We start from the raw sequence: 19536 nt of genomic DNA on the forward strand, positions 1-19536 counted from the left end.
CGATGGACTTTGCACTGACAGAGGAACAAACAGCCATCTTCGATATGGCGCGTGATTTCGGCCAGGGTCAGATCGCGCCCCATGCCCATGCCTGGGAAAAGGACGGCACCATTCCCCGGGACCTGTGGCCGCGCGTCGGTGAGCTGGGCTTTGGCGGTCTTTATGTCTCGGAAGAGGTCGGCGGTTCGGGGCTCAGCCGTCTGGATGCGACACTGGTGTTCGAGGCGCTTTCGATGGCCTGCCCCTCTGTCGCGGCCTTCCTGTCGATCCACAACATGTGCGCCAAGATGATCGACACATTTGGCAGCGATGCGCTGAAAGGCCGGGTGCTGCCCGATGTGGTCGCCATGAACACCGTGCTCAGCTATTGCCTGACCGAACCCGGCTCAGGCTCTGACGCCGCAGCGCTCAAGACGCGCGCGGAACGCACCAACGAAGGCTACCGGCTGAACGGAAGCAAGGCCTTCATCTCCGGCGGCGGCTATTCCGATGCCTATGTGGTGATGGCACGCACCTCTGACGACGGGGCGGCGGGTGTCTCTACCCTGCTGGTCGAGGATGGGACAAAGGGCCTCAGCTTTGGCGGGCTGGAGGACAAGATGGGCTGGCGCAGCCAACCCACGGCACAGGTCCAGTTCGACAATTGCGATGTTTCCTCTGCCAACCTTGTCGGGGAAGAGGGCAAGGGCTTCAAATATGCCATGGTGGGTCTGGACGGCGGCCGGCTGAACATCGCCGCCTGTTCGCTGGGCGCGGCGCAGACGGCGCTGAACAAGACCCTCGCCTATATGGGCGAACGCAAGGCCTTTGGTCAGGCCATCGACCAGTTCCAGGGCTTGCAGTTCCGCCTTGCGGATATGGAGATCGAGCTTCAGGCCGCGCGCATCTTCCTGCGGCAGGCGGCGTGGAAGCTGGACAACAAGGCGCCCGATGCGACCAAGTTCTGCGCCATGGCCAAGAAATTCGTGACAGAGACGGGCAGCAAGGTGGTGGATCAATGCCTGCAGCTGCACGGCGGCTACGGCTATCTTGCGGATTACGGCATCGAAAAGCTGGTGCGCGATCTGCGGGTACATCAGATCCTTGAAGGCACCAATGAAATCATGCGCGTGATCGTCGCCCGCGACATGCTGAAGAACCGCTGAGGCCCTGCCATGAGCGATATCGACATCCGCATCACGGGCCGCGCCGGGCGCATCACCCTGACCCGGCCCCAGGCGCTGAACGCCATGACCTATGACATGTGTCTGGCGATCGAGGCGGCGCTGGATGACTGGGCGGGGAATGACGCCGTGGCGCTGGTGGTGATCGACGCCGAAGGCGAACGCGCCTTCTGTTCCGGCGGGGATATTGCCGAATTATACGAGACCGGAACCAGGGGTGACTACGCCTACGGCCGCCGGTTCTGGGCCGATGAATACCGGCTGAACAACAAGATTTTCGGCTATGACAAGCCCGTCGTCTCGTTCATGCAGGGGTTCACCATGGGCGGCGGGGTCGGCATCGGCTGCCACGGGTCGCACCGGGTGGTCGGAGAAAGCAGCCAGATCGCCATGCCCGAATGCGGCATCGGTCTGGTGCCCGACGTGGGCGGCACATTGATCCTTGCCCGCGCCCCCGGCAGGCTGGGCGAATACCTGGGCACCACCGCAACACGCCTGGGGCCGGATGATGCGATATTTGCAGGGTTTGCAGATGTCTTTCTGCCGGAAGCGTCCTGGCCAGAGGTTATTGCAAAACTGGAAACCACCGGCGATCCCGCTGAAATCAAAGGGGAAACACCGCCCCCCGGCAGCCTGCGCGACCAGCTTGCCGAGATTGACAGGCATTTTTCTGGCGCGGATCTGGAGGCGGTTCTGGACAGTTTGCAAACTGCGGATACCGGTTTTGCAAAGGACACATTGAAGAAACTCTCCCGTGTCTCGCCACTCTCGGCGGCCTGCACGATTGAGATCATTCACCGCTTGCGCGACACTGGCCCCACAATGGCAACCGCGCTGGATCTGGAATACCGCTTTACCTATCGCGCGATGGAAGACGGCGATTTCCTGGAAGGCATCCGCGCCGCGATCATCGACAAGGACCGCAATCCGCGCTGGCAACATGCCGGGGGCCAAGTGCCCCCGGCGGCAATCTCTCACATGCTGCAACCGCTGGGTGCGGATGCGGTGAAACTCTGAAAGGACATTCTATGGCCGCGCTCAAAATCGGATTCATCGGACTTGGCAACATGGGGGGGCCGATGGCGGCGAACCTTGCCAAGGCAGGCCATGCGGTCGCGGGGTATGACGTGGCCGGGACCACCGCCAGCGGCGTAACCGTCGCCGACAGCATCGCCGATGCCGTCACCGGCGCGGATGTGGTGATCACCATGCTGCCAAACGGGTCGATCCTGCGCCAGGTCGCGGCAGAAGCGATTGGCCATATGCGCGCGGGCGCGGTCTTCATCGACTGTTCGACCGTGGATGTGGAAAGCGCGAGGAACACCTCGGAAGCCGCTGAAAATGCGGGGCTTCTTGCGGTGGACGCACCTGTGTCCGGAGGCGTTGGCGGGGCCGAAGGCGGCACGCTGACCTTCATGGCGGGCGGGTCCGAAGCGGCATTTGCCGCAGCGCAACCGCTGTTCGAGATCATGGGCCAGAAGGCGGTCCATTGCGGCGCTGCGGGCGCGGGCCAGGCCGCCAAGATCTGCAACAACATGATCCTGGGCGCCACGATGATCGCCACCTGCGAAGCCTTTGCCCTGGCCGACAAGCTTGGCCTTGACCGTCAGCGCATGTTCGACGTGGTCAGCACTTCTTCGGGCTATTCCTGGTCGATGAACGCCTATTGCCCGGCGCCGGGGGTCGGGCCGAAATCGCCCGCCGACAACGGTTACAAACCCGGGTTTGCCGCGGAACTGATGCTCAAGGACCTTGGCCTGTCGCAACAGGCTGCCGAACTGGTGGATGCCGACACCCCGATGGGGGCGCGGGCACTGGAAATCTACAAGACCTTCGTCGAGGAAGAAGACGGCAAGGGCCGCGATTTTTCCGCCATGCTGCCCCGTCTCGCGGCCCGTGGCCGCAACGGCTGATGCCCGCCAGCCCCGTCGGCGGAGCCACGCCGACGGGCAATCCCGCCCGGGAACCTGTCTGCCTTCCCATCGGTTGAATGCGTAAAGGTGACGTTTATGCGCCGCCGCACCGGGAAGGAAACACATGCGACATCTGATGACATCCGCCCTCTTGAGCGTCGGTCTGGCCAGTTCCCTGGCCGCCGCGCCATTGGCCGCAGGCCCTGTCAGCGCCTCCTCTGTCAACGCCCTGACAACCGCGGATCACAGCGCGCAGCTCTGGCTGGCAAAGGACAATGGCAAGGGGAACGGCAAGGGTGCAAAAGCCGAAAAGCCCGCCAAGGGCAACAAGGCCAAGGGCCATGGCAAGGACAAACGGGCCAAGGGCAAGGACAAGACCGGGGACATTGCAAAGGGCAAGCCGGACAAACCCGGGAAAGCCCACAAGCAACAGGCCAGGAACGACAAGCCGGACAAGGCACTGAAAGCGGGCAAAGGCACGCTGCGCGGTGCCGACTGGGACAAGCGGGCGGAAGAAATCCTGCGCGTGAAGGCCCCGGCGGACCGCGACATGCTGACCCTGCTGGGTGGCGTTGCCCTTGCCCTGGCCGGTCCGCAACTGGTGGTCGCCGATACCCCGATCGAACAATTGATCACCTATCGCAACTGCCCCCCCGGCCTGGCCAAGAAGACCCCGGCCTGCGTGCCGCCCGGTCTGGCGAAACAGGGCGTGACCCAGGAGCAATGGCTCAGCTACGATGACGCGGAATACGACCGGCTCTGGCTGCGGCAGCGCGACGATTATCTGCGGCGCGGCCTGACCCCTTCGGAGAACCTGCTGTTGCAATCGGCGCAGATCGCGCGGCTTTTTGGTCTGGCCCCTGCCCCGAACGGTCAGCGCTATGCGCTGATCGACGGGATGCCGGTGCTGCTGGATCAGGAGGATTACACCGGCTTGCTGCTGATCAACGAATTGGCCCAGGTGGCCGATATCGGCAGCGGGCTGAACGTGGCGCCCACCGCCGCGCTGACCCAGTATGAACTCAGCCGTCTGTACCGCCTGCCCGCCCCCGGACCGGACGTCAATTATGCGGTGCTGAACGGTCAGGTGATCCGGCTGAGCGACAGCCAGTACGAGACGTTGCAACTGATCCGGATTGCCCGCGCGGTGCTGTGAACCGGATTGTCGCGGCCGCCGAGAGGGCGGCGCACCGGGGGTTTCACACCCCCGGACCCCCGTGGTATATTTTCGGAACAATGAAGCCCGGGGTTACTCTGCCGCCACTTTCGCCCGCGCCTTGGTGAGCATCGGCTTGAGGTATTTGCCGGTGTAGCTTTCCGCCACCTCGGCCACGTCTTCCGGGGTGCCGGTGGCCACCACACGGCCACCGCCATCGCCGCCCTCGGGGCCGATGTCGATGATATGGTCGGCGGTTTTCACCACATCGAGATTATGTTCGATCACGATGACGGAATTGCCCTGATCGACCAGTTCATGCAGCACTTCCAGCAGTTTGCGCACATCTTCGAAATGCAGCCCCGTGGTTGGTTCATCCAGGATATAGAGCGTGCGCCCGGTCGAGCGTTTGCTGAGCTCCTTGGAGAGTTTCACGCGCTGCGCCTCGCCGCCCGAAAGCGTCGTCGCCTGCTGGCCCACCTTGATATAGCCCAGACCCACCCGCATCAGCGCGTCCATCTTTTCGCGGATCGACGGCACCGCCTGAAAGAACGCCTGGGCGTCTTCCACGGTCATGTCCAGAACATCGGCGATGCTCTTGCCCTTGAACCTGATCTCCAGCGTCTCGCGGTTGTAGCGCGCGCCCTTGCAGGTCTCGCATTCCACATAGACATCCGGCAGGAAGTGCATCTCGATCTTGATGACGCCGTCGCCCTGGCAGGCCTCGCAGCGCCCGCCCTTGACGTTGAAGCTGAAGCGCCCCGGCTTGTAGCCGCGCGCCTTGGATTCGGGCAGGCCTGCGAACCAATCGCGGATCGGGGTGAAGGCCCCGGTGTAGGTTGCCGGGTTCGAGCGTGGCGTGCGGCCAATCGGGCGCTGGTCGATGTCGATGACCTTGTCGAGGTGCTCCAGCCCCTTGATGGTCTCGCAGGGGGCGGGCGTCTGGCGCGCGCCATTGAGGTTCATCGAGGCGGTCTTGAACAGGGTTTCTATGGTCAGCGTGGATTTGCCGCCGCCTGACACGCCGGTGACGCAGACGAATTGTCCCAAAGGAAAATCCACAGTGACATTCTGCAGGTTGTTGCCGGTCGCCTTGACCACCTGCACTTTCTTGTTCTTGCCCTTGCGCCGGGTTGCCGGGATCGGGATTTCGCGCTTGCCGGTGAGGTACTGGCCGGTGATCGAATTGGGGTCCGCCGCCACCTGATCGGGCGTGCCATGGCTGACCACCTGCCCGCCGTGCACCCCGGCCCCCGGCCCGATGTCGAACACATAATCCGCCTCGCGGATCGCTTCTTCGTCATGTTCCACCACGATCACGGTATTGCCCTGGTCGCGCAGGTTCTTCAGCGTCTGCAAAAGCCGGTCATTGTCGCGCTGGTGCAGCCCGATGGAGGGTTCGTCAAGGACATAGAGCACCCCGGTCAGGCCGGAGCCGATCTGGCTGGCAAGCCGGATGCGCTGGCTTTCGCCCCCAGACAAGGTGCCGCTGGAGCGTGCCAGTGTCAGGTATTCAAGCCCCACGTTATTGAGGAACCCAAGCCTTTCGCGGATTTCCTTCAGGATGGCGCGGGCGATCTCGTTTTTCTGCGGGCTGAGCGCCGCCGGCACCGTGTTGCACCAGTCGAAGGCCTCGCGGATCGACATCTGCACCACCTGGCCTGCATGTTTCAGATCATCCGCCGGGCCGATCTTGACCGCCAGCGCCTCTGCCCGCAGGCGATAGCCGCCGCAGGTGCCACAGGGGCGGTTGTTCTGATAGCGCTCGAATTCCTCGCGGATCCAGTTCGAATCCGTCTCGCGATAGCGGCGTTCCATGTTGGGGATCACCCCTTCGAAGACGCGCGTCACCTCATAGACGCGCCCGCCCTCGTCATAGCGGAACTTGATCTCTTCCTTGCCGGACCCGTAGAGGAACACCTGCTGCACCTGCTCGGGCAGGTCTTTCCAGCGGGTCTGCTGGTTGAAGTCGTAATGTTTCGCAATCGCCTCGATGGTCTGCTTGAAATAGGGGCTCTTGCCCTTGCGCCAGGGGGCCAGCGCGCCGTCATAGATCTTCAGGTTCTGGTCCGGCACCACCAGACGCTCGTCAAAGAACAGCTCAACCCCCAGCCCGTCGCAGGAGGGGCAGGCCCCGAAAGGCGCGTTGAAGGAAAACAGCCGTGGTTCGATTTCGGGAATGGTGAAGCCGCTGACCGGACAGGCGAATTTTTCGGAAAACGTATGGCGTTCGGGCTCCCCCTCTGCCGGAGCAGTTTCCAGGATCGCGATGCCATCGGCCAGATCAAGCGCTGTGCGCAGGGAATCGGCCAGCCGCGTCTCCAGCCCCTCGCGGACCACGATCCGGTCCACCACCACGTCGATGTCATGGCGGAACTTCTTGTCGAGCGTAGGCGGCGCGTCCAGCTCGTGGAACGCGCCGTCGACCTTGACCCGCTGGAAGCCCTGTTTGCGCAGTTCGATGAATTCCTTGCGGTATTCGCCCTTGCGGTCGCGCACGATCGGGGCCAGCAGATAGGCGCGGGTCCCCTCCTCCATGGTCATGATCCGGTCCACCATGTCCTGCACCTGCTGCGCCTCGATCGGCTTGCCGGTCTCCGGGGAGTAGGGCGTGCCGACCCGCGCAAACAGCAGGCGCATGTAGTCATAGATCTCCGTCACTGTGCCGACGGTGGAGCGCGGATTCTTGCTGGTGGTCTTCTGTTCGATGGAAATCGCCGGGGACAGCCCGCTGATGTGATCCACATCGGGCTTCTGCATCATGTCGAGGAACTGCCGCGCATAGGCGCTGAGCGATTCGACATAGCGGCGCTGCCCTTCGGCATAGATCGTGTCGAAGGCGAGCGAGGATTTCCCCGAGCCGGAAAGCCCGGTGATAACAACCAGTTGGTCGCGCGGAATATCCACGTCGATGTTCTTGAGATTGTGTTCGCGCGCGCCGCGCACTTCGATATTCTTCAGCTCAGCCATACAGCACCCCGTTTCCCGGTTTCTACATAGGCGCGGACGCGGGATTCTCCAACGATAAAATAAGAACCAAAGAAGAACATTCAGGCGGCGCGGCGCTGTCCCAGCCACAGGTGGACCAGCAGCCCGGCCAGGAAAGCGCCCCCCGCCAGCACCGGCAGCGCAGCATAGCCCAGCCAGATCAACCCGGCGGCCATCACTGGCGTGCCGATGGTATTGCCCAGGTTGCCCATCTGCGCCATCGCCCCGTTGGCCCGGGCCTGGGAAGCGGCGGTATCGTTCAATTGTGCCACGGCGGCAAAGCTGGCGCCCTGGATCAACCCCATCGCGGCGGCCAGCGCCAGACAGGCCAGCGGCGCGCCCGGACTGGCCCAGAGCCAGAGTGCGGCGGCAAGCGATCCGGCGAATCCCAGTTCGACCACCCGCACCGCGGCGATCCGGCGCAGCAACGCCACCCCGGCTGTCATCGACACCGCGATGCTGACCAGCGGCATGGCCCCCATGATCCAGCCGCGCAGCCCCGGATCCAGATAGGGCGGCAGAACCGTCAGGATGGAAACAAAGCTGAAGGTATAGAACAGCCAGCCCAGCCCAGCCGCGGATTGCCGCGGCGAGCGGTAGATCGCCACATGGTCCCGCAGCACCCGCAACAGCGAAAACACCGGCTGCGGCCCCTCGTCCGGCAGGCGGCGCAGGCGCGACGACAGATAGAGCGCACAGCCCGCCATATAGGCGCCATGGGCGGCAAAGACCGCCTGCGGTCCATAGGCCAGCGCCAGCGGCCGCCCCAGCACCGCCAGCACCGCAAAGGCCACGCCAAAGAAGGTGCCCCAAAGGGTCAGGGTGAAGCCGCGGTCCTTTTCCGCGCTGATCTGCGCGATCAGCGTCGGGGCCGCCACGACTATCGCCAGATGCGAGGCGCCTTCGATCACCCGCGACACCAGCAACAGCGGCAGCGGTGGCAACAAAGACTGAAACAGCGACAGCACCGCCCCCAGCCACAGCGCCATCAGCAAGGCCCGGCGATAGCGGACCCGCGCCACCACCAGCCCGGCCACCACCCCCAGCAGGATGCCGACAAAGCCCACCAGCGACACGGCAAAACCCAGCGACGCCCCCGCCGCAGGATAGACCCCCGGCAGCATGTCGAAAATCACCGAGACCTTGCCATATTGCGCCGCAGCGCCCAGCCCCGCGGCCCAAAGCGCCAGGACCAGCGCAAAAGACGTCTGTTTCGCTGCCATCCGCCCCGCGCCTCAGACCTTCTGCGCCAGCGCCCAGGAACAGATCGGCATCTCAGGGTCGTTCCTGATGTCATCGGTCTCTGCGTCATATTCCGGCGGCCAGTGCGCTTCGAGGTTGCGCATTGCCACATGCCGGTTGCCCCATTGCTCCGCATGGATGGCATCGGGCGCGAACCCGCCCTCGATCAGCAGGTTCTTCAGCCCCCGCGCGCTCCAGCGCGAATTGTCCTGCGGGGCCGCATGCAACGGCACGAAAAACGGCACCGCAACCCAGAAATACCCGCCCGGGCGCAACATGCGATGGATGTTGCGGGTGGCGGCATAGGGCCGGTCCAGATGTTCCCAGACCTGATTGGCAAGGATCAGGTCAAAGGTCAGCGGCACCCCCGCCGCATCGGTAAAGGGTTCACCGCAGACGTCATACTCGGGATAGCGGAACTGGCTGTAGGATTTGAAATCGAACCTTTTGCCCCATTTGCCTGATATCTCTGCACAATCCAGATCCGAGGGACCCAGGGCATTGATCATCCGGCGGCTGGCCGGCTGCATGACGACACGATTGAGACTTACCATGCCCTGCTTATGCCACCGGCCCTGCGGCCCGTCCATAACAAGAGTCTGGCATAACAAGAGTCTGGCACAACAAGAGTCTGAACCGGGTCAAGGAGGCCGCAGGCCCCGCGCAGCGGCTTGTCCTTGAGGCGGTTCAGACTCGGAAAACCATCGAAACAGGTCGTTCAGGACGCATCGCGCCCTGAACACCTTCTCAGCAGAAAATTCACCCCCTCAAACCGCGCAACATCCGCCCCGAGGGGCTCAGGTCCGCAAGAAACGCCCATAGGCTCTGGACCCATTAATTCTATATGCTCAGCGGCGATTTCGCGAAATTTCAAGGGTTTGGGGCGTGCAGTCAATAGTGGTTCTATTTGCAAGCGACCCAAGACGTTGAAATGAAGTGAAATCGCCGCCCTTCGGGTTTGACGGATTTTCCCGCAGCCTGCGTCACATCTGCTTGAAATAGAACCACTATTCTTGCGCAGATGTTCCTGGTCTGCGAAAAAATCTGTCAAACTGAGCATATAGAATTAATGGGTCCAGAGCCTAGATCGTGTCGCGCGCAGCGCGTCCGTCAGATCACACCCCGGCGGGCTCACATGTGGATCACACGCCCATAGGCATCCAGCACCGCCTCATGCATCATCTCGCTCAGGGTCGGATGCGGGAAGACCGTGTTCATCAGGTCTTCCTCGGTGGTCTCCAGCTGACGGCCCACCACATAGCCCTGGATAAGCTCGGTCACTTCCGCCCCCACCATATGCGCGCCCAGCAATTCGCCGGTCTTGGCGTCAAAGATGGTCTTGATCATCCCGCTTTCCTCTCCCAGCGCGATGGCCTTGCCATTGCCGATGAACGGGAAACGGCCCACCTTGATGTCAAAGCCCAGCTCCTTGGCCTTCGCCTCCGTATAGCCCACCGATGCGACCTGCGGGTGGCAATAGGTGCAGCCCGCGATGCTTTCGGGTTTGACCGGATGCGGATGCCCGCCCGCGATCAGCTCGGCCACCATGACACCCTCATGGCTGGCCTTATGCGCCAGCCAGGGCGCCCCGGCGATATCGCCGATGGCATAAAGCCCCTCGACCCCGGTGCGGCAATATTCATCGGTGACCACATGGGTGCGGTCCAGCTTCACGCCCAGGTCCTCCAGACCCAGCCCCTCCACATTGCCGACGATGCCCACGGCGGAAATCACCGTGTCGAAGTCCTGTTTCTCGATCTTGCCGCCCACCTCGATATGGGCGGTCACCTTGTCACCGGCCCGGTCCAGCTGCTTGACCATGGCCTTCTGCATGATCTTCATGCCCTGTTTCTCAAAGGCCTTCTTGGCAAAGGCGGAAATCTCCGCATCCTCCACCGGCAAGACGCGGTCCATCACCTCGACCACGGTGGTGTCGGCCCCCAGGGTATTGTAGAAACTGGCAAATTCGATGCCGATGGCCCCGGAACCGATCACCAGCAGTTTTTTCGGCATATGTGCCGGCTGCAGCGCGTGCTTGTAGGTCCAGACCAGCTTGCCATCCGCCTCCAGCCCCGGCAGTTCGCGGGCCCGCGCACCGGTGGCCAGAACGATGTTCTTGGCGGTCAGTTCTTCGGTGCCCCCACCATTCTTTGCGTCGGTCTTGACGCTGACCTTGCCCCTGGCAGGCAACGTCGCCTCGCCCATCACCACGGTGATCTTGTTCTTCTTCATCAGATGGCCGATCCCGCCCGACAATTGACCCGCCACCTTGCGCGAGCGTTTGACCACCGCGTCCAGATCATAACCGATGCCCTCGGCCTTCAGCCCGAATTCCTTGGCCCGGTGCATCAGGTGGAAGACTTCGGAAGAGCGCAGCAGCGCCTTGGTCGGGATGCAGCCCCAGTTCAGGCAGATGCCGCCCAGATGCTCGCGCTCGACAATCGCCACGGAAAGCCCCAGTTGCGCCCCCCGGATGGCGGCGACATAGCCACCGGGCCCCGCACCGATCACGATAAGATCAAAGGATTTTGCAGCCATTCTCGAGGTCCTCGCAATGTGACAGACAGATATAGTTTACCGTTAAACCACTTTTTGATCTGTCACAACCGCGAGAACTGAAAGTCGTCAGGCGACGGCGGATTCTGCCTGCAATTCGCGCAAAGTCTGCCCGTAGCCGCCATCGCTGACATAGGCGATCTCGCAGCTGGTGCCCGCGCGCGACAGGGCCTCGTTGCGATAGGGGAACCGCCCGAACCGCCGGATCACCTCGCGATGCGCACGCGCATGCAGCAGGTTGTTCTCGCGGGTTTCGGGCATGCGTTCGCACATCAGCCGCACACAGCGGTCCTGATCACACAGATTCTCGGAATGCATCAGCGGCATGTAGAAGAACTGTCGTGCCGGTTCGTCGATCTTCAGGTCCCAGCCCCGCTCGATCGCGGATTTCGCTGCCGCAAGTGCGGCACGGTCGCTGGCAAAGGCCCTGGCCTGGCCCCGGAACATGTTGCGCGAGAACTGATCCATCAGGATGATGTAGGCCAATGCGCCCGAGGGGTAGGTCAGCCAGAGCGAGAATTTGCCCTCGCAGGCCGCCTCCCATGTCGCCTCGAACCGGTCACGGATGGTGGCGTCCAGCGCATCGCTGGCCTCGTACCAGCCCTTGGGGCCAACTTCGTCCAGCCAGAACGAAAGTACTTCATCAGGGCCTTGCATGGATCACACTCCTCAGCTTGCACGCAATCTTGCGACCTATGGCAAGATCATCCCACCTTATGAACATCTTAACCCCAACGGCGACTCACGATTTATATCAATTGCGACATGTTTGCCGCGTTCAACTGTTGTTTTCGTCATCCTGCTCGCTTTCGATGGCATATTCCTGCGCATATTCGACGGCGACAGCCGTGGCTGTGGGGTATAGCGCGACATAGTTTCCGGTCTCGTCCACCGGCACGGCGGGACGGCGGGTGGCGCGGTAGGTGGCATAGACCGCCAGGATCACGAAGAGGACCGCCGTGAACAGATAAAACCCGCCCGGCCCCAGCGAGGTGCCCATCATCCAGCCGGTGATGATCGGCCCCAGGATGGCCCCCAGCCCGTTGATAAAGATCATCCCGCCAGAAGCTGCGGCCATGTCCTCATGTTCGAGAAAGTCGTTGGTATGGGCGATCAGCAGGGAATAGAGCGGATTGGACATGCCGCCCACGATGAAGGCGGAGATCAGCAGCAGCCAGAACACATCGCCCAGCATCATCCCCATGACCGAGCCCGCCGCCCCGATGGCAGAGGTGATGACGATCAGCGTGCGCCGGTCCATCCGGTCCGAGACCCAGCCGATGGGATATTGCAGCACCACAGAACCGACAAAGAAGGTCGCCACGAAGGTCGAGATCTGCGCCACGCTCAGCCCGGCCTCCGCGCCATAGACCGGTGCCATGCCGAATTGCGCCGAGAAGACGCCGCCCAGCAGGAACATGCCAATGCAGCCCAGCGGCGAGAACCGTGCCAGTTCCCGCAGGCTCATCGGTTTGGTTGTGTCAAAGGCCGGTGTCGGGCTGATCGTCAGCAGAATCGGAGTCACCGCCACGCTGACCAGCACCGAGGGGATCACGAAGAGCACATAGCCCGAAGGGTCCGCCGCCAGCAGCAGCGCCTGCGCCACGACGATGCCCAGCGTCTGCACGATCATGTAAAGCGACAGCGCCTGCCCCCGGTTGGAATTGTCGGCGGCATTGTTCAGCCAGCTTTCCGCCGTCACATAGACCGCGGAAAAGCAGAACCCGATCAGCACGCGCCCGATTGCCCAGAGCGGGACCGCCGGAAAGGTCGGATAGAGAATCATCACCGCCGAGATCAGCGAGGCAAGTGCCGCAAAGACCCGCACATGCCCGACTCTGCGGATCATATGCGGCGCCAGCCGCGACCCGCCCAGAAAGCCCACGAAATAGGCCGACATGACAATGGACATCTCGAAGGTGGAAAAACCTTCAAGCGCGCCACGGATACCCAGCAGCGTGCCCTGCATCCCGTTGCCGACCATCAACAGGCACATGCCCAGCAAAAGCGCCCATGCGCTGGAAAGAACCTGTATCATCGCTGCGAATCCAATCTGCCGTTTGGCCCCTCCCTGAACCTCTTGGGCAGCGGCGTCACCCGGTTATACGACATTCAGGCGCTTTTTTGCGAATCGTGTCACCTGTCGGGCCGGAACGGCCCTTGTTGTCGATTGTCGCGCAACTCCGACTCCTGGCGGCGCATTTGCTGAATCTTGTCACTGGGCCGTGCCAGGCATTTCCGACCCGGACCAGACCTGGGGCGTGGTATGGGGCAAGGTCAGGTGAGCGGACGGAGCTGCCGTTCGCAACGAAACGTCTAGCCGCGCATCGACGGGCCGTGGTTCGGCGATCCGACCTCAGTGACTGGCACTTTATGGCAGCCAAGCACTTCCAAGCTATCCGTGGCACACGACAGCAGCCAAATCGCCGTGCCAGGGGACGGCCCGGCGATGCGCGGCGGCCTGCGGCCTTGATTCCGCGCTGGGGAAGCGGAAAGACTCTTTCCGGTCCTTCGCTGCGACGTGTGTGAAGGTCAGGTGAGCGGAACAATGCTGCCGTCTGTCACTGGCACCCAGGCCCGGAACACGCCGAAGGCGCCGGGCCCCCTGCCCCCGTCCTTTGGACCTAGCGCCGCGCTCCGGGTCAGCGATGTGACGCAAAAGCCGGTTTTGCCTGGCACCTGGCACTTGTGTCACTTTTGACCCGGAATGAGCAGGCTGGAATCCCCGTAGGAGAAGAACCGGTATTCTTGCGCGATTGCATGGTCATAGATGTCACGGATCGCCTGCGGCCCCATCAGCGCGGAGACCAGCATCATCAGGGTGGATTTCGGCAAATGGAAATTCGTCATCAGCGCATCCGCGACGTGAAAGCGAAAGCCCGGCGTGATGAAGATGTCGGTGTCGCCCTCCCAGGGCCTGATCTCGCCCTCCCGCGCCGCGGTCTCGATCAGCCGCAGGGCGGTTGTCCCCACCGGGATCACCCGGCCACCTGCCGCCTTTGTTGCGGCAATCTCCGATGCGGCCTCGGCGCTGACCTGTCCCCATTCGGCATGCATCTTGTGCCGGGTGATGTCATCCACCTTGACCGGCAGGAAGGTGCCCGCACCCACATGCAGCGTCACATGGGAAAAGCAGACGCCCCTTTCCGCCAAGGCCTCCAGCAGCGGCGCGTCGAAATGCAGCGATGCCGTGGGGGCCGCGACCGCCCCCGCATGGCGCGCCCAGATGGTCTGGTAATCCGTCCGGTCGCGGGCATCTGCCGGGCGTTTCGCCGCGATATAGGGCGGCAACGGCATCGCCCCCGCCGCGTTCAGCGCCGCGTCGAAATCCGCGCCCTTGCAGTTGAAGCGCAGATGGCCCTGCCCCTCGGCCACCGCTTCCAGCGTCGCATGAAGCTCCGGGCTGAAATCCACCCGCTCGCCCACCTTGAGCTTGCGCAGCGGCTTGATCAGCGCGGCCCATGTGCCATCGGCGCGCGGCTCCAGCAGGGTGGCCTCGATCCGGGCGGTGACCTGGCCCTGCGCCGATTGGCGCAGCCGGACCCCGGACAGCCGCGCCGGGATCACCCGGGTATCGTTCAGCACCAGCCGGTCGCCCGGGCGCAGCCAGTTGGTCAGGTCGGTCACCCGGCAATCGTGCAGCGCAGCCCCATCGGCCACCAGCAGACGCGCCGAAGACCGCGGCACGGCGGGCCGGGTCGCGATCAATGCCTCGGGCAGGTCGAAATCGAAATCTGACAGTTTCATGGTGCGCCTTTTTCCGGGCCGTCTAGCGCCCCGGCGTGCGCCGGACAACGGGTTTTTGCGGTGGCGGCCGCGCTCCCGGTGCCTGCGGCACCTTTGGCGGCGGGCGGCGAAAGATCTCGCGGAACATGCCGGGCGTCAGCGCCGACAGTGGGTTGACCCCGACACTGGGCTGTCTGGCCGGGCCCTTGAGCGTATAGTTGAACCCGATCAGCCCCTCGCCCTTGCGGGTCAGCACCGACCCGATGCCGTTGAGCAGATAGACCGGGGTGATCACCCCCTGCATGTCGATCACGCCGGAATCGAGCGCATAGATCCCGTCCATCGACAGGCCCATCGACGCGCCGACAGCGCTGGCTTCGGTCAGGGTCAGCCGCTTTGGCGTCAGGCGGAACCTGCCCTCGACCTGATCGAAATAGATGCCGTCCCCGTTCAGCTCGTTGATCAGCCCCACCACGGAGATCGAGTTCAGCAGCGCCGCGATGCCCGGCGCATCCTTGACCCGCACATCCGTGACCTCAAGGGTGCCGTCAAAGGTCCCGCCGGTCCCTACCGGCAGCAGCGTCAGCGACAATTGCCCGCCCACCACCTGCCGCAGCAACCCGGCGGCGCGCAACACTCCGCCCGCATCCGCCGATATCAGCCGCACGGCGGAACGTCCGTTCTGCGGTACGATCCGCCCCTCGACCGGGGTGCCGCCGTTCAGCCGGGCCTGGAAGGAACCGTCCAGCCCCCCCGCCGTGGCAAAATTGCCGCGCAGGTCGGTCAGGGCGATGGTATCGGTGATCTGCAACCGGTCCAGCCGGACCTGCATCGGCGGGCCGCTGGCCTGTGCGCCGCCGCCGCCGCCACTGCCCAGATCGGCCTGCCGCATGTCCAGCACACCGCCGCGCAGCACCACCTGCACCGGCTTGCCCGCGCCCTGCCCGACGATATCCACCGCCGCATCCAGCCATTCCCCCGCGCGCAGCCTGTCAAAGCTCAGCCGGTCCAGCGCCCCGCCTTCGCGCAACCGAACCGCGCCCTCGGCACTCAGGCCGGGGCCGGAAATCGCCAGACGGTCCACGCGCGGCGTGGCACCCAACTGCCCGGTCACGCGCAGCTTTCCGGCGCTGGCCGGGGGTTTGGCCCAGTTCAGCTGCGGCACCGACAGGCGCAGCCCCCGCAGATCGGATTGCAGATCGAACTCCGGCGCGCGGCCCTTCGGCAGGTCCACCTCCAGTTGCGCCTTTGTCTGCCCCGCGACAGTCCCGGGCGGCAGGGCGATCCCGAAGGCGTCCAGCGCCGCCTGATCCAGGCTGACCTCCGCGCGCAGCCCGGCTGTCCGTGGCGCCTCTTCCGTTGCCGGCCCCGCCCCTATGGGCAGCACGAAACTGCCGTCAAAGCCTGCGCCGTCCAGTTCTCCCGCACCGGTCAGGATCACCCGGTCATTGTCCACCACCACGCCGATTTCGGGGGCCGACAGCGCGCGACCTTTGACCAGAACGCTGCTGCTGACATCGCGCAGTTTGCCCGACACGTCGAACACCACCTTGTCCTTGCTGCCTTTCTTGAGCGGCAAGGCGATCTGACCGCTCAGCGCGGCGCGCCCGCCTGCCAGATCGACCGGCAGATTGGCCTTGTCCATCACGTTCAGCGGCGCCCGGTTCAGCAGGGACAGCGCCGCGGTCACACTCGCTTCGGCCTCCAGCCGGACAACCGCCGGGGCACCATCACGCACGCGCACATCGGGAATGATGAAGGAAGAAGCCCCGAGACGCACATCACCGCCTTCATCCGCCGTGACCACCCCTTCATCCACAGCCACCACCAGCCGGTTGTCCATCAGGCTGAAATGCCCCTTGCCCCCGGTCACCGGCGGCATGGTTTTCAGAAACTGCACATCGGCCCCGGCATAATCGAAGCCCACATAGGTCTGCGGTGCCTTGCCCGGTGCCACCCGCAGCGCCAGGTCAAGGTTGCTGACCTCGCCCTTGCGGACATTCTCCACCAGCCAGGTCCTGGTCTTGGGCTTCAGCCCCTCGGGCCAAAGCTCCAGCAGCCGCTCAGGTGTCAGCCCGTCCATCTGCCCGTCCAGCGCCACCCGCCAGCCGTCAGGCCGCGCCGAGAGCTTGCCATCCAGCAGCAGCGTCTTGCCCTGGTCGCTGATCTGCACCCGCCCCAATTGCAGGCGGAACGGGTTCAGCCGCATCTGGAAATCGAGGTCGGTTTCGGCCAGCCCGACAGGCGCGGGATAGATATCCGCCGGATTGGCGCGCAGGTCGCGGATGGTGAACTGCCCGACCAGATCGCTCAGTTGGCCCTCCGGCGTCAGACCCAGGGTTGCGGTGCCGGAACTTTCCGCGCTGATCCATTTGCTGCGCAGACGCACATCGGCAAAGCGCAGCAGCGCCTCGGCGGGATCATAGCTGAAATAGCTGCGCGCGCCCTCAAAGGGGATCGGCCGGGTCCGCGCATTGGGCTGCACCACGCCCGCGCCGATTTGCAGGGTCGCGTTCAGCGGCATGAACTGCCCCGCATCGTTCAGCCCGCTGCGCACCGCGCCTGAAATCGGCGCGCGCAGCACCCCCAGCCAGGCAAAGGCAGGGCCCTGGGTTGCAATATCCTCGGCTGCGACGCCTTCGAAACTGACACCGAATTCAGCGGCACTGGCACCGATGCGGCTGGCATAATTGGCCGACAGGGTCGCCACCCCGGCCCCGCCGCTGAGCAGCGCCAGATCCGCCGACAGCGCCAGCACCCCGGCCTCGCGCGACAACAGCAGCCGCCCGCCATCGACGGTCCAGCTGCGGCCCGCGCGCAGGTCGTCGAACTGCAGGGTCACGGCGCGCAGCTCCGCCTCGGTCAGCGCCTGCAAGGCCGGCCGCTGCAACACACCGTCAAGCTGGGCGATCAACTGCGGCAGGGTCGCGGCCTCGCGGCTGAAACTGCCCGGCCCCACGCCTGCGCTCAGCGCCACCCGGCCCGCCGCGTCCCGGCGCAGGGTCACCACCACCCCCGAGAGCGATATGGATTGCGGCTGCACGATCCCGTCCAGCAGCGGGCGCAGGGCAAAGCCGGTCTTGAACTCCGTCAGGCTGAGGATCTCGGCCCCTTCGGGCGTGCTGATGGCGACATTGCGCAGGCGCACGCGCGGATGCCAGCCTTCCTCCACCACCAGCTCCGCCTCGCCCAGAGAGACCCGGACCTGGGGCAGCTCACGCGCGATCCGCGCCTCGATCCGCTCCTGCAGCCAGCCGGGCGCGCGCAGGGGCTGGCCCATCGACAGCCACAGCGCCCCCACCAGCGCCCCGGCGGCAAGGCTCAAGAGCAGGATCGACCACAGGCCGAAACGCGCCACATGCTGATGCGGCTTGCGTCTGGGGCGGGGCGTGTCGGGTTTGCTCATCTGTGTCCCAAATCGGGCGGCCCTCTTGGCACGCGCCTGAATTGGCCTAGTATGACAGCCCGACATCCTGCATCCAAGTGAAAGAGACGTGATCCATGCCCGAGATTTCCGAGCAAGCACCAGACTTTACCCTTCCTGTGACCGGCGGCGGCGAGGTGACCCTCTCTGACCTGCGCGGCAAACCGGTTGTGCTGTTCTTCTACCCGCGCGACGACACGCCGGGCTGCACCACGGAAAGCATCGGCTTCTCGGCAAACCTGTCGGACTTCGAGGCGGCAGGCGCAAAGGTCTTCGGCATTTCCCGCGACACCATGGCCAAGCACGACAAATTCGTGGCCAAACATGCGCTGACCGTGCCGCTGCTGTCGGATGAACAGGGCGACGTGACCGAGGCCTATGGCGTCTGGGTCGAGAAAAACATGTACGGCAAGAAATCCATGGGCATCGAACGCGCGACCTATCTGATCGGTGCCGACGGCAGGATCGCGCAGGTCTGGCGCAAGGTCAAAGTGCCCGGCCATGTGGAGGCGGTGCTGGAGGCGGCGCGCGCCCTGTGATTGCCCTTGCCCAGATGGCCGAGGCGGTGCTGCGCTGTGCCGATGGCCGCGAAAAGACCGCCCTGTCGCGCCGCCATGCGGCGGCGTGGCAGGCCGCCCGCGCGGCGGGCGAGACGCCTGAAATCGGCCATGCCGACCCGCCGCTGCACCCTGCCCGGCCCGCCGCGCCCGAATTGCTCAGCCCGCGCGACGTGCCGCGCCGCCGCCCCGGCACGCCCGAGGGGCGCATCGCCCTGCTGCATGCCGTCGCCCATATCGAATTGAACGCGGTGGACCTGCACTGGGACATCATCGCGCGGTTCACCGACACCCGCCTGCCGATGGGGTTCTACGACGATTGGGTCAAGGCGGCGGATGAGGAATCCAAACATTTCAACCTGATGTGCGATTGCCTTGAAGAAATGGGCAGCCACTACGGCGCGCTGCCCGCCCATGCGGGCATGTGGCGCGCGGCAGAGGATACGGTGGATGACCTGATGGGCCGGCTGGCGGTTGTGCCCATGGTGCTTGAGGCCCGCGGCCTGGACGTGACCCCCGGCATGATCAAGATCTTCAAACAGGCCAAGGCTGACAGCGCCGTGGCCGCGCTTGAGACGATCTATGCCGAGGAAGTGGCCCATGTCGCCTATGGGTCCAAGTGGTTTCACTTTCTCTGCGGGCGCTTCGACGAAGACCCCAAGGAACGGTTTCACAGCCTTGTGCGGACCTACTTCCACGGCGATCTGAAACCCCCGTTCAACGAGGAAAAACGCGCCGAAGCGGGCATTCCCCCGGACTTCTACTGGCCCCTGACCGCCTCGGGCTGAAACGCTCAACTTCAACACAAATC

14 protein-coding genes are annotated in these 19536 nt (G+C 64.2%); 6 read left to right on the forward strand and 8 right to left on the reverse strand.

Annotated elements, in window-relative coordinates:
• Positions 1-2 precede the first annotated feature (2 nt).
• The 4 genes from PVW51_RS12060 (at position 3) to PVW51_RS12075 (ending at position 4232) form a co-directional block, all read left to right on the forward strand.
• Positions 3-1145 (forward strand): acyl-CoA dehydrogenase family protein, encoded by a 1143-nt coding sequence (locus tag PVW51_RS12060; RefSeq protein WP_274575267.1) that lies wholly within the window; start codon positions 3-5, stop codon positions 1143-1145.
• A gap of 9 nt (positions 1146-1154) precedes the next feature.
• Entirely contained in the window at positions 1155-2180 is a 1026-nt protein-coding gene (locus tag PVW51_RS12065; RefSeq protein ID WP_274575268.1) for an enoyl-CoA hydratase/isomerase family protein, read from the forward strand.
• 11 nt (positions 2181-2191) lie between these two features.
• Entirely contained in the window at positions 2192-3076 is an 885-nt protein-coding gene (gene mmsB, locus PVW51_RS12070) for a 3-hydroxyisobutyrate dehydrogenase (protein WP_274575269.1), read from the forward strand.
• Positions 3077-3200: 124 nt separating this feature from the next.
• Positions 3201-4232 carry a hypothetical protein gene (locus tag PVW51_RS12075; RefSeq protein WP_274575270.1) on the forward strand — a complete coding sequence of 344 codons (1032 nt, stop codon included), beginning with the start codon at positions 3201-3203 and terminating at the stop codon, positions 4230-4232.
• 93 nt (positions 4233-4325) lie between these two features.
• On the opposite strand, the gene uvrA is transcribed toward PVW51_RS12075, so the two are convergent.
• The 8 genes from uvrA to PVW51_RS12115 form a co-directional block, all read right to left on the reverse strand.
• Positions 4326-7202, reverse strand: coding sequence for an excinuclease ABC subunit UvrA (gene uvrA / locus PVW51_RS12080; RefSeq protein WP_274575271.1), 2877 nt, complete (start codon positions 7200-7202; stop codon positions 4326-4328).
• Between the two features lie 80 nt (positions 7203-7282).
• On the reverse strand, positions 7283-8443 hold the full coding sequence (locus tag PVW51_RS12085) for an MFS transporter (RefSeq protein WP_269364290.1): 1161 nt from the start codon (positions 8441-8443) through the stop codon (positions 7283-7285).
• Positions 8444-8455: 12 nt separating this feature from the next.
• On the reverse strand, positions 8456-9016 hold the full coding sequence (locus PVW51_RS12090) for a methyltransferase domain-containing protein (protein WP_274575272.1): 561 nt from the start codon (positions 9014-9016) through the stop codon (positions 8456-8458).
• 577 nt (positions 9017-9593) lie between these two features.
• Positions 9594-11000 (reverse strand): dihydrolipoyl dehydrogenase, encoded by a 1407-nt coding sequence (gene lpdA, locus PVW51_RS12095; RefSeq protein ID WP_274575273.1) that lies wholly within the window; start codon positions 10998-11000, stop codon positions 9594-9596.
• Between the two features lie 87 nt (positions 11001-11087).
• Positions 11088-11675: a DUF924 family protein gene (locus tag PVW51_RS12100; RefSeq protein WP_114274721.1), complete on the reverse strand. Its 588-nt coding sequence runs from the start codon at positions 11673-11675 to the stop codon at positions 11088-11090.
• A 121-nt stretch (positions 11676-11796) separates the two neighbouring features.
• Entirely contained in the window at positions 11797-13056 is a 1260-nt protein-coding gene (locus PVW51_RS12105; protein ID WP_269364297.1) for an MFS transporter, read from the reverse strand.
• A 653-nt stretch (positions 13057-13709) separates the two neighbouring features.
• Positions 13710-14765 carry a tRNA preQ1(34) S-adenosylmethionine ribosyltransferase-isomerase QueA gene (queA, locus tag PVW51_RS12110; protein ID WP_274575274.1) on the reverse strand — a complete coding sequence of 352 codons (1056 nt, stop codon included), beginning with the start codon at positions 14763-14765 and terminating at the stop codon, positions 13710-13712.
• A gap of 22 nt (positions 14766-14787) precedes the next feature.
• On the reverse strand, positions 14788-18150 hold the full coding sequence (locus tag PVW51_RS12115) for a YhdP family protein (RefSeq protein WP_274575275.1): 3363 nt from the start codon (positions 18148-18150) through the stop codon (positions 14788-14790).
• Positions 18151-18245: 95 nt separating this feature from the next.
• Here PVW51_RS12115 and PVW51_RS12120 point away from each other — a divergent pair, with 95 nt between their 5' ends.
• Together PVW51_RS12120 and PVW51_RS12125 are read left to right on the forward strand one after the other, a co-directional pair.
• Entirely contained in the window at positions 18246-18707 is a 462-nt protein-coding gene (locus PVW51_RS12120) for a peroxiredoxin (protein WP_269364301.1), read from the forward strand.
• Positions 18704-19513, forward strand: a complete 810-nt coding sequence (locus PVW51_RS12125) for a ferritin-like domain-containing protein (RefSeq protein WP_269364302.1) — start codon at positions 18704-18706, stop codon at positions 19511-19513. The genes PVW51_RS12120 and PVW51_RS12125 overlap by 4 nt, the downstream gene beginning before the upstream one ends.
• The last annotated feature ends 23 nt before the right edge of the window (positions 19514-19536 follow it).

The organism is Sulfitobacter sp. PR48, from assembly GCF_028807335.1.
In the GTDB taxonomy this organism is placed as follows: Bacteria; Pseudomonadota; Alphaproteobacteria; order Rhodobacterales; family Rhodobacteraceae; genus Sulfitobacter.

What these genes read in the sequence shown, in the direction of transcription:
- PVW51_RS12060 (WP_274575267.1), top strand. Translation starts at nt 3, where the DNA reads ATGGACTTTGCACTGACAGAGGAACAAACAGCCATCTTCGATATGGCG.
- PVW51_RS12065 (WP_274575268.1), top strand. Translation starts at nt 1,155, where the DNA reads ATGAGCGATATCGACATCCGCATCACGGGCCGCGCCGGGCGCATCACC.
- mmsB (WP_274575269.1), top strand. Translation starts at nt 2,192, where the DNA reads ATGGCCGCGCTCAAAATCGGATTCATCGGACTTGGCAACATGGGGGGG.
- PVW51_RS12075 (WP_274575270.1), top strand. Translation starts at nt 3,201, where the DNA reads ATGCGACATCTGATGACATCCGCCCTCTTGAGCGTCGGTCTGGCCAGT.
- uvrA (WP_274575271.1), bottom strand. Translation starts at nt 7,202, where the DNA reads ATGGCTGAGCTGAAGAATATCGAAGTGCGCGGCGCGCGCGAACACAAT.
- PVW51_RS12085 (WP_269364290.1), bottom strand. Translation starts at nt 8,443, where the DNA reads ATGGCAGCGAAACAGACGTCTTTTGCGCTGGTCCTGGCGCTTTGGGCC.
- PVW51_RS12090 (WP_274575272.1), bottom strand. Translation starts at nt 9,016, where the DNA reads ATGGTAAGTCTCAATCGTGTCGTCATGCAGCCGGCCAGCCGCCGGATG.
- lpdA (WP_274575273.1), bottom strand. Translation starts at nt 11,000, where the DNA reads ATGGCTGCAAAATCCTTTGATCTTATCGTGATCGGTGCGGGGCCCGGT.
- PVW51_RS12100 (WP_114274721.1), bottom strand. Translation starts at nt 11,675, where the DNA reads ATGCAAGGCCCTGATGAAGTACTTTCGTTCTGGCTGGACGAAGTTGGC.
- PVW51_RS12105 (WP_269364297.1), bottom strand. Translation starts at nt 13,056, where the DNA reads ATGATACAGGTTCTTTCCAGCGCATGGGCGCTTTTGCTGGGCATGTGC.
- queA (WP_274575274.1), bottom strand. Translation starts at nt 14,765, where the DNA reads ATGAAACTGTCAGATTTCGATTTCGACCTGCCCGAGGCATTGATCGCG.
- PVW51_RS12115 (WP_274575275.1), bottom strand. Translation starts at nt 18,150, where the DNA reads ATGAGCAAACCCGACACGCCCCGCCCCAGACGCAAGCCGCATCAGCAT.
- PVW51_RS12120 (WP_269364301.1), top strand. Translation starts at nt 18,246, where the DNA reads ATGCCCGAGATTTCCGAGCAAGCACCAGACTTTACCCTTCCTGTGACC.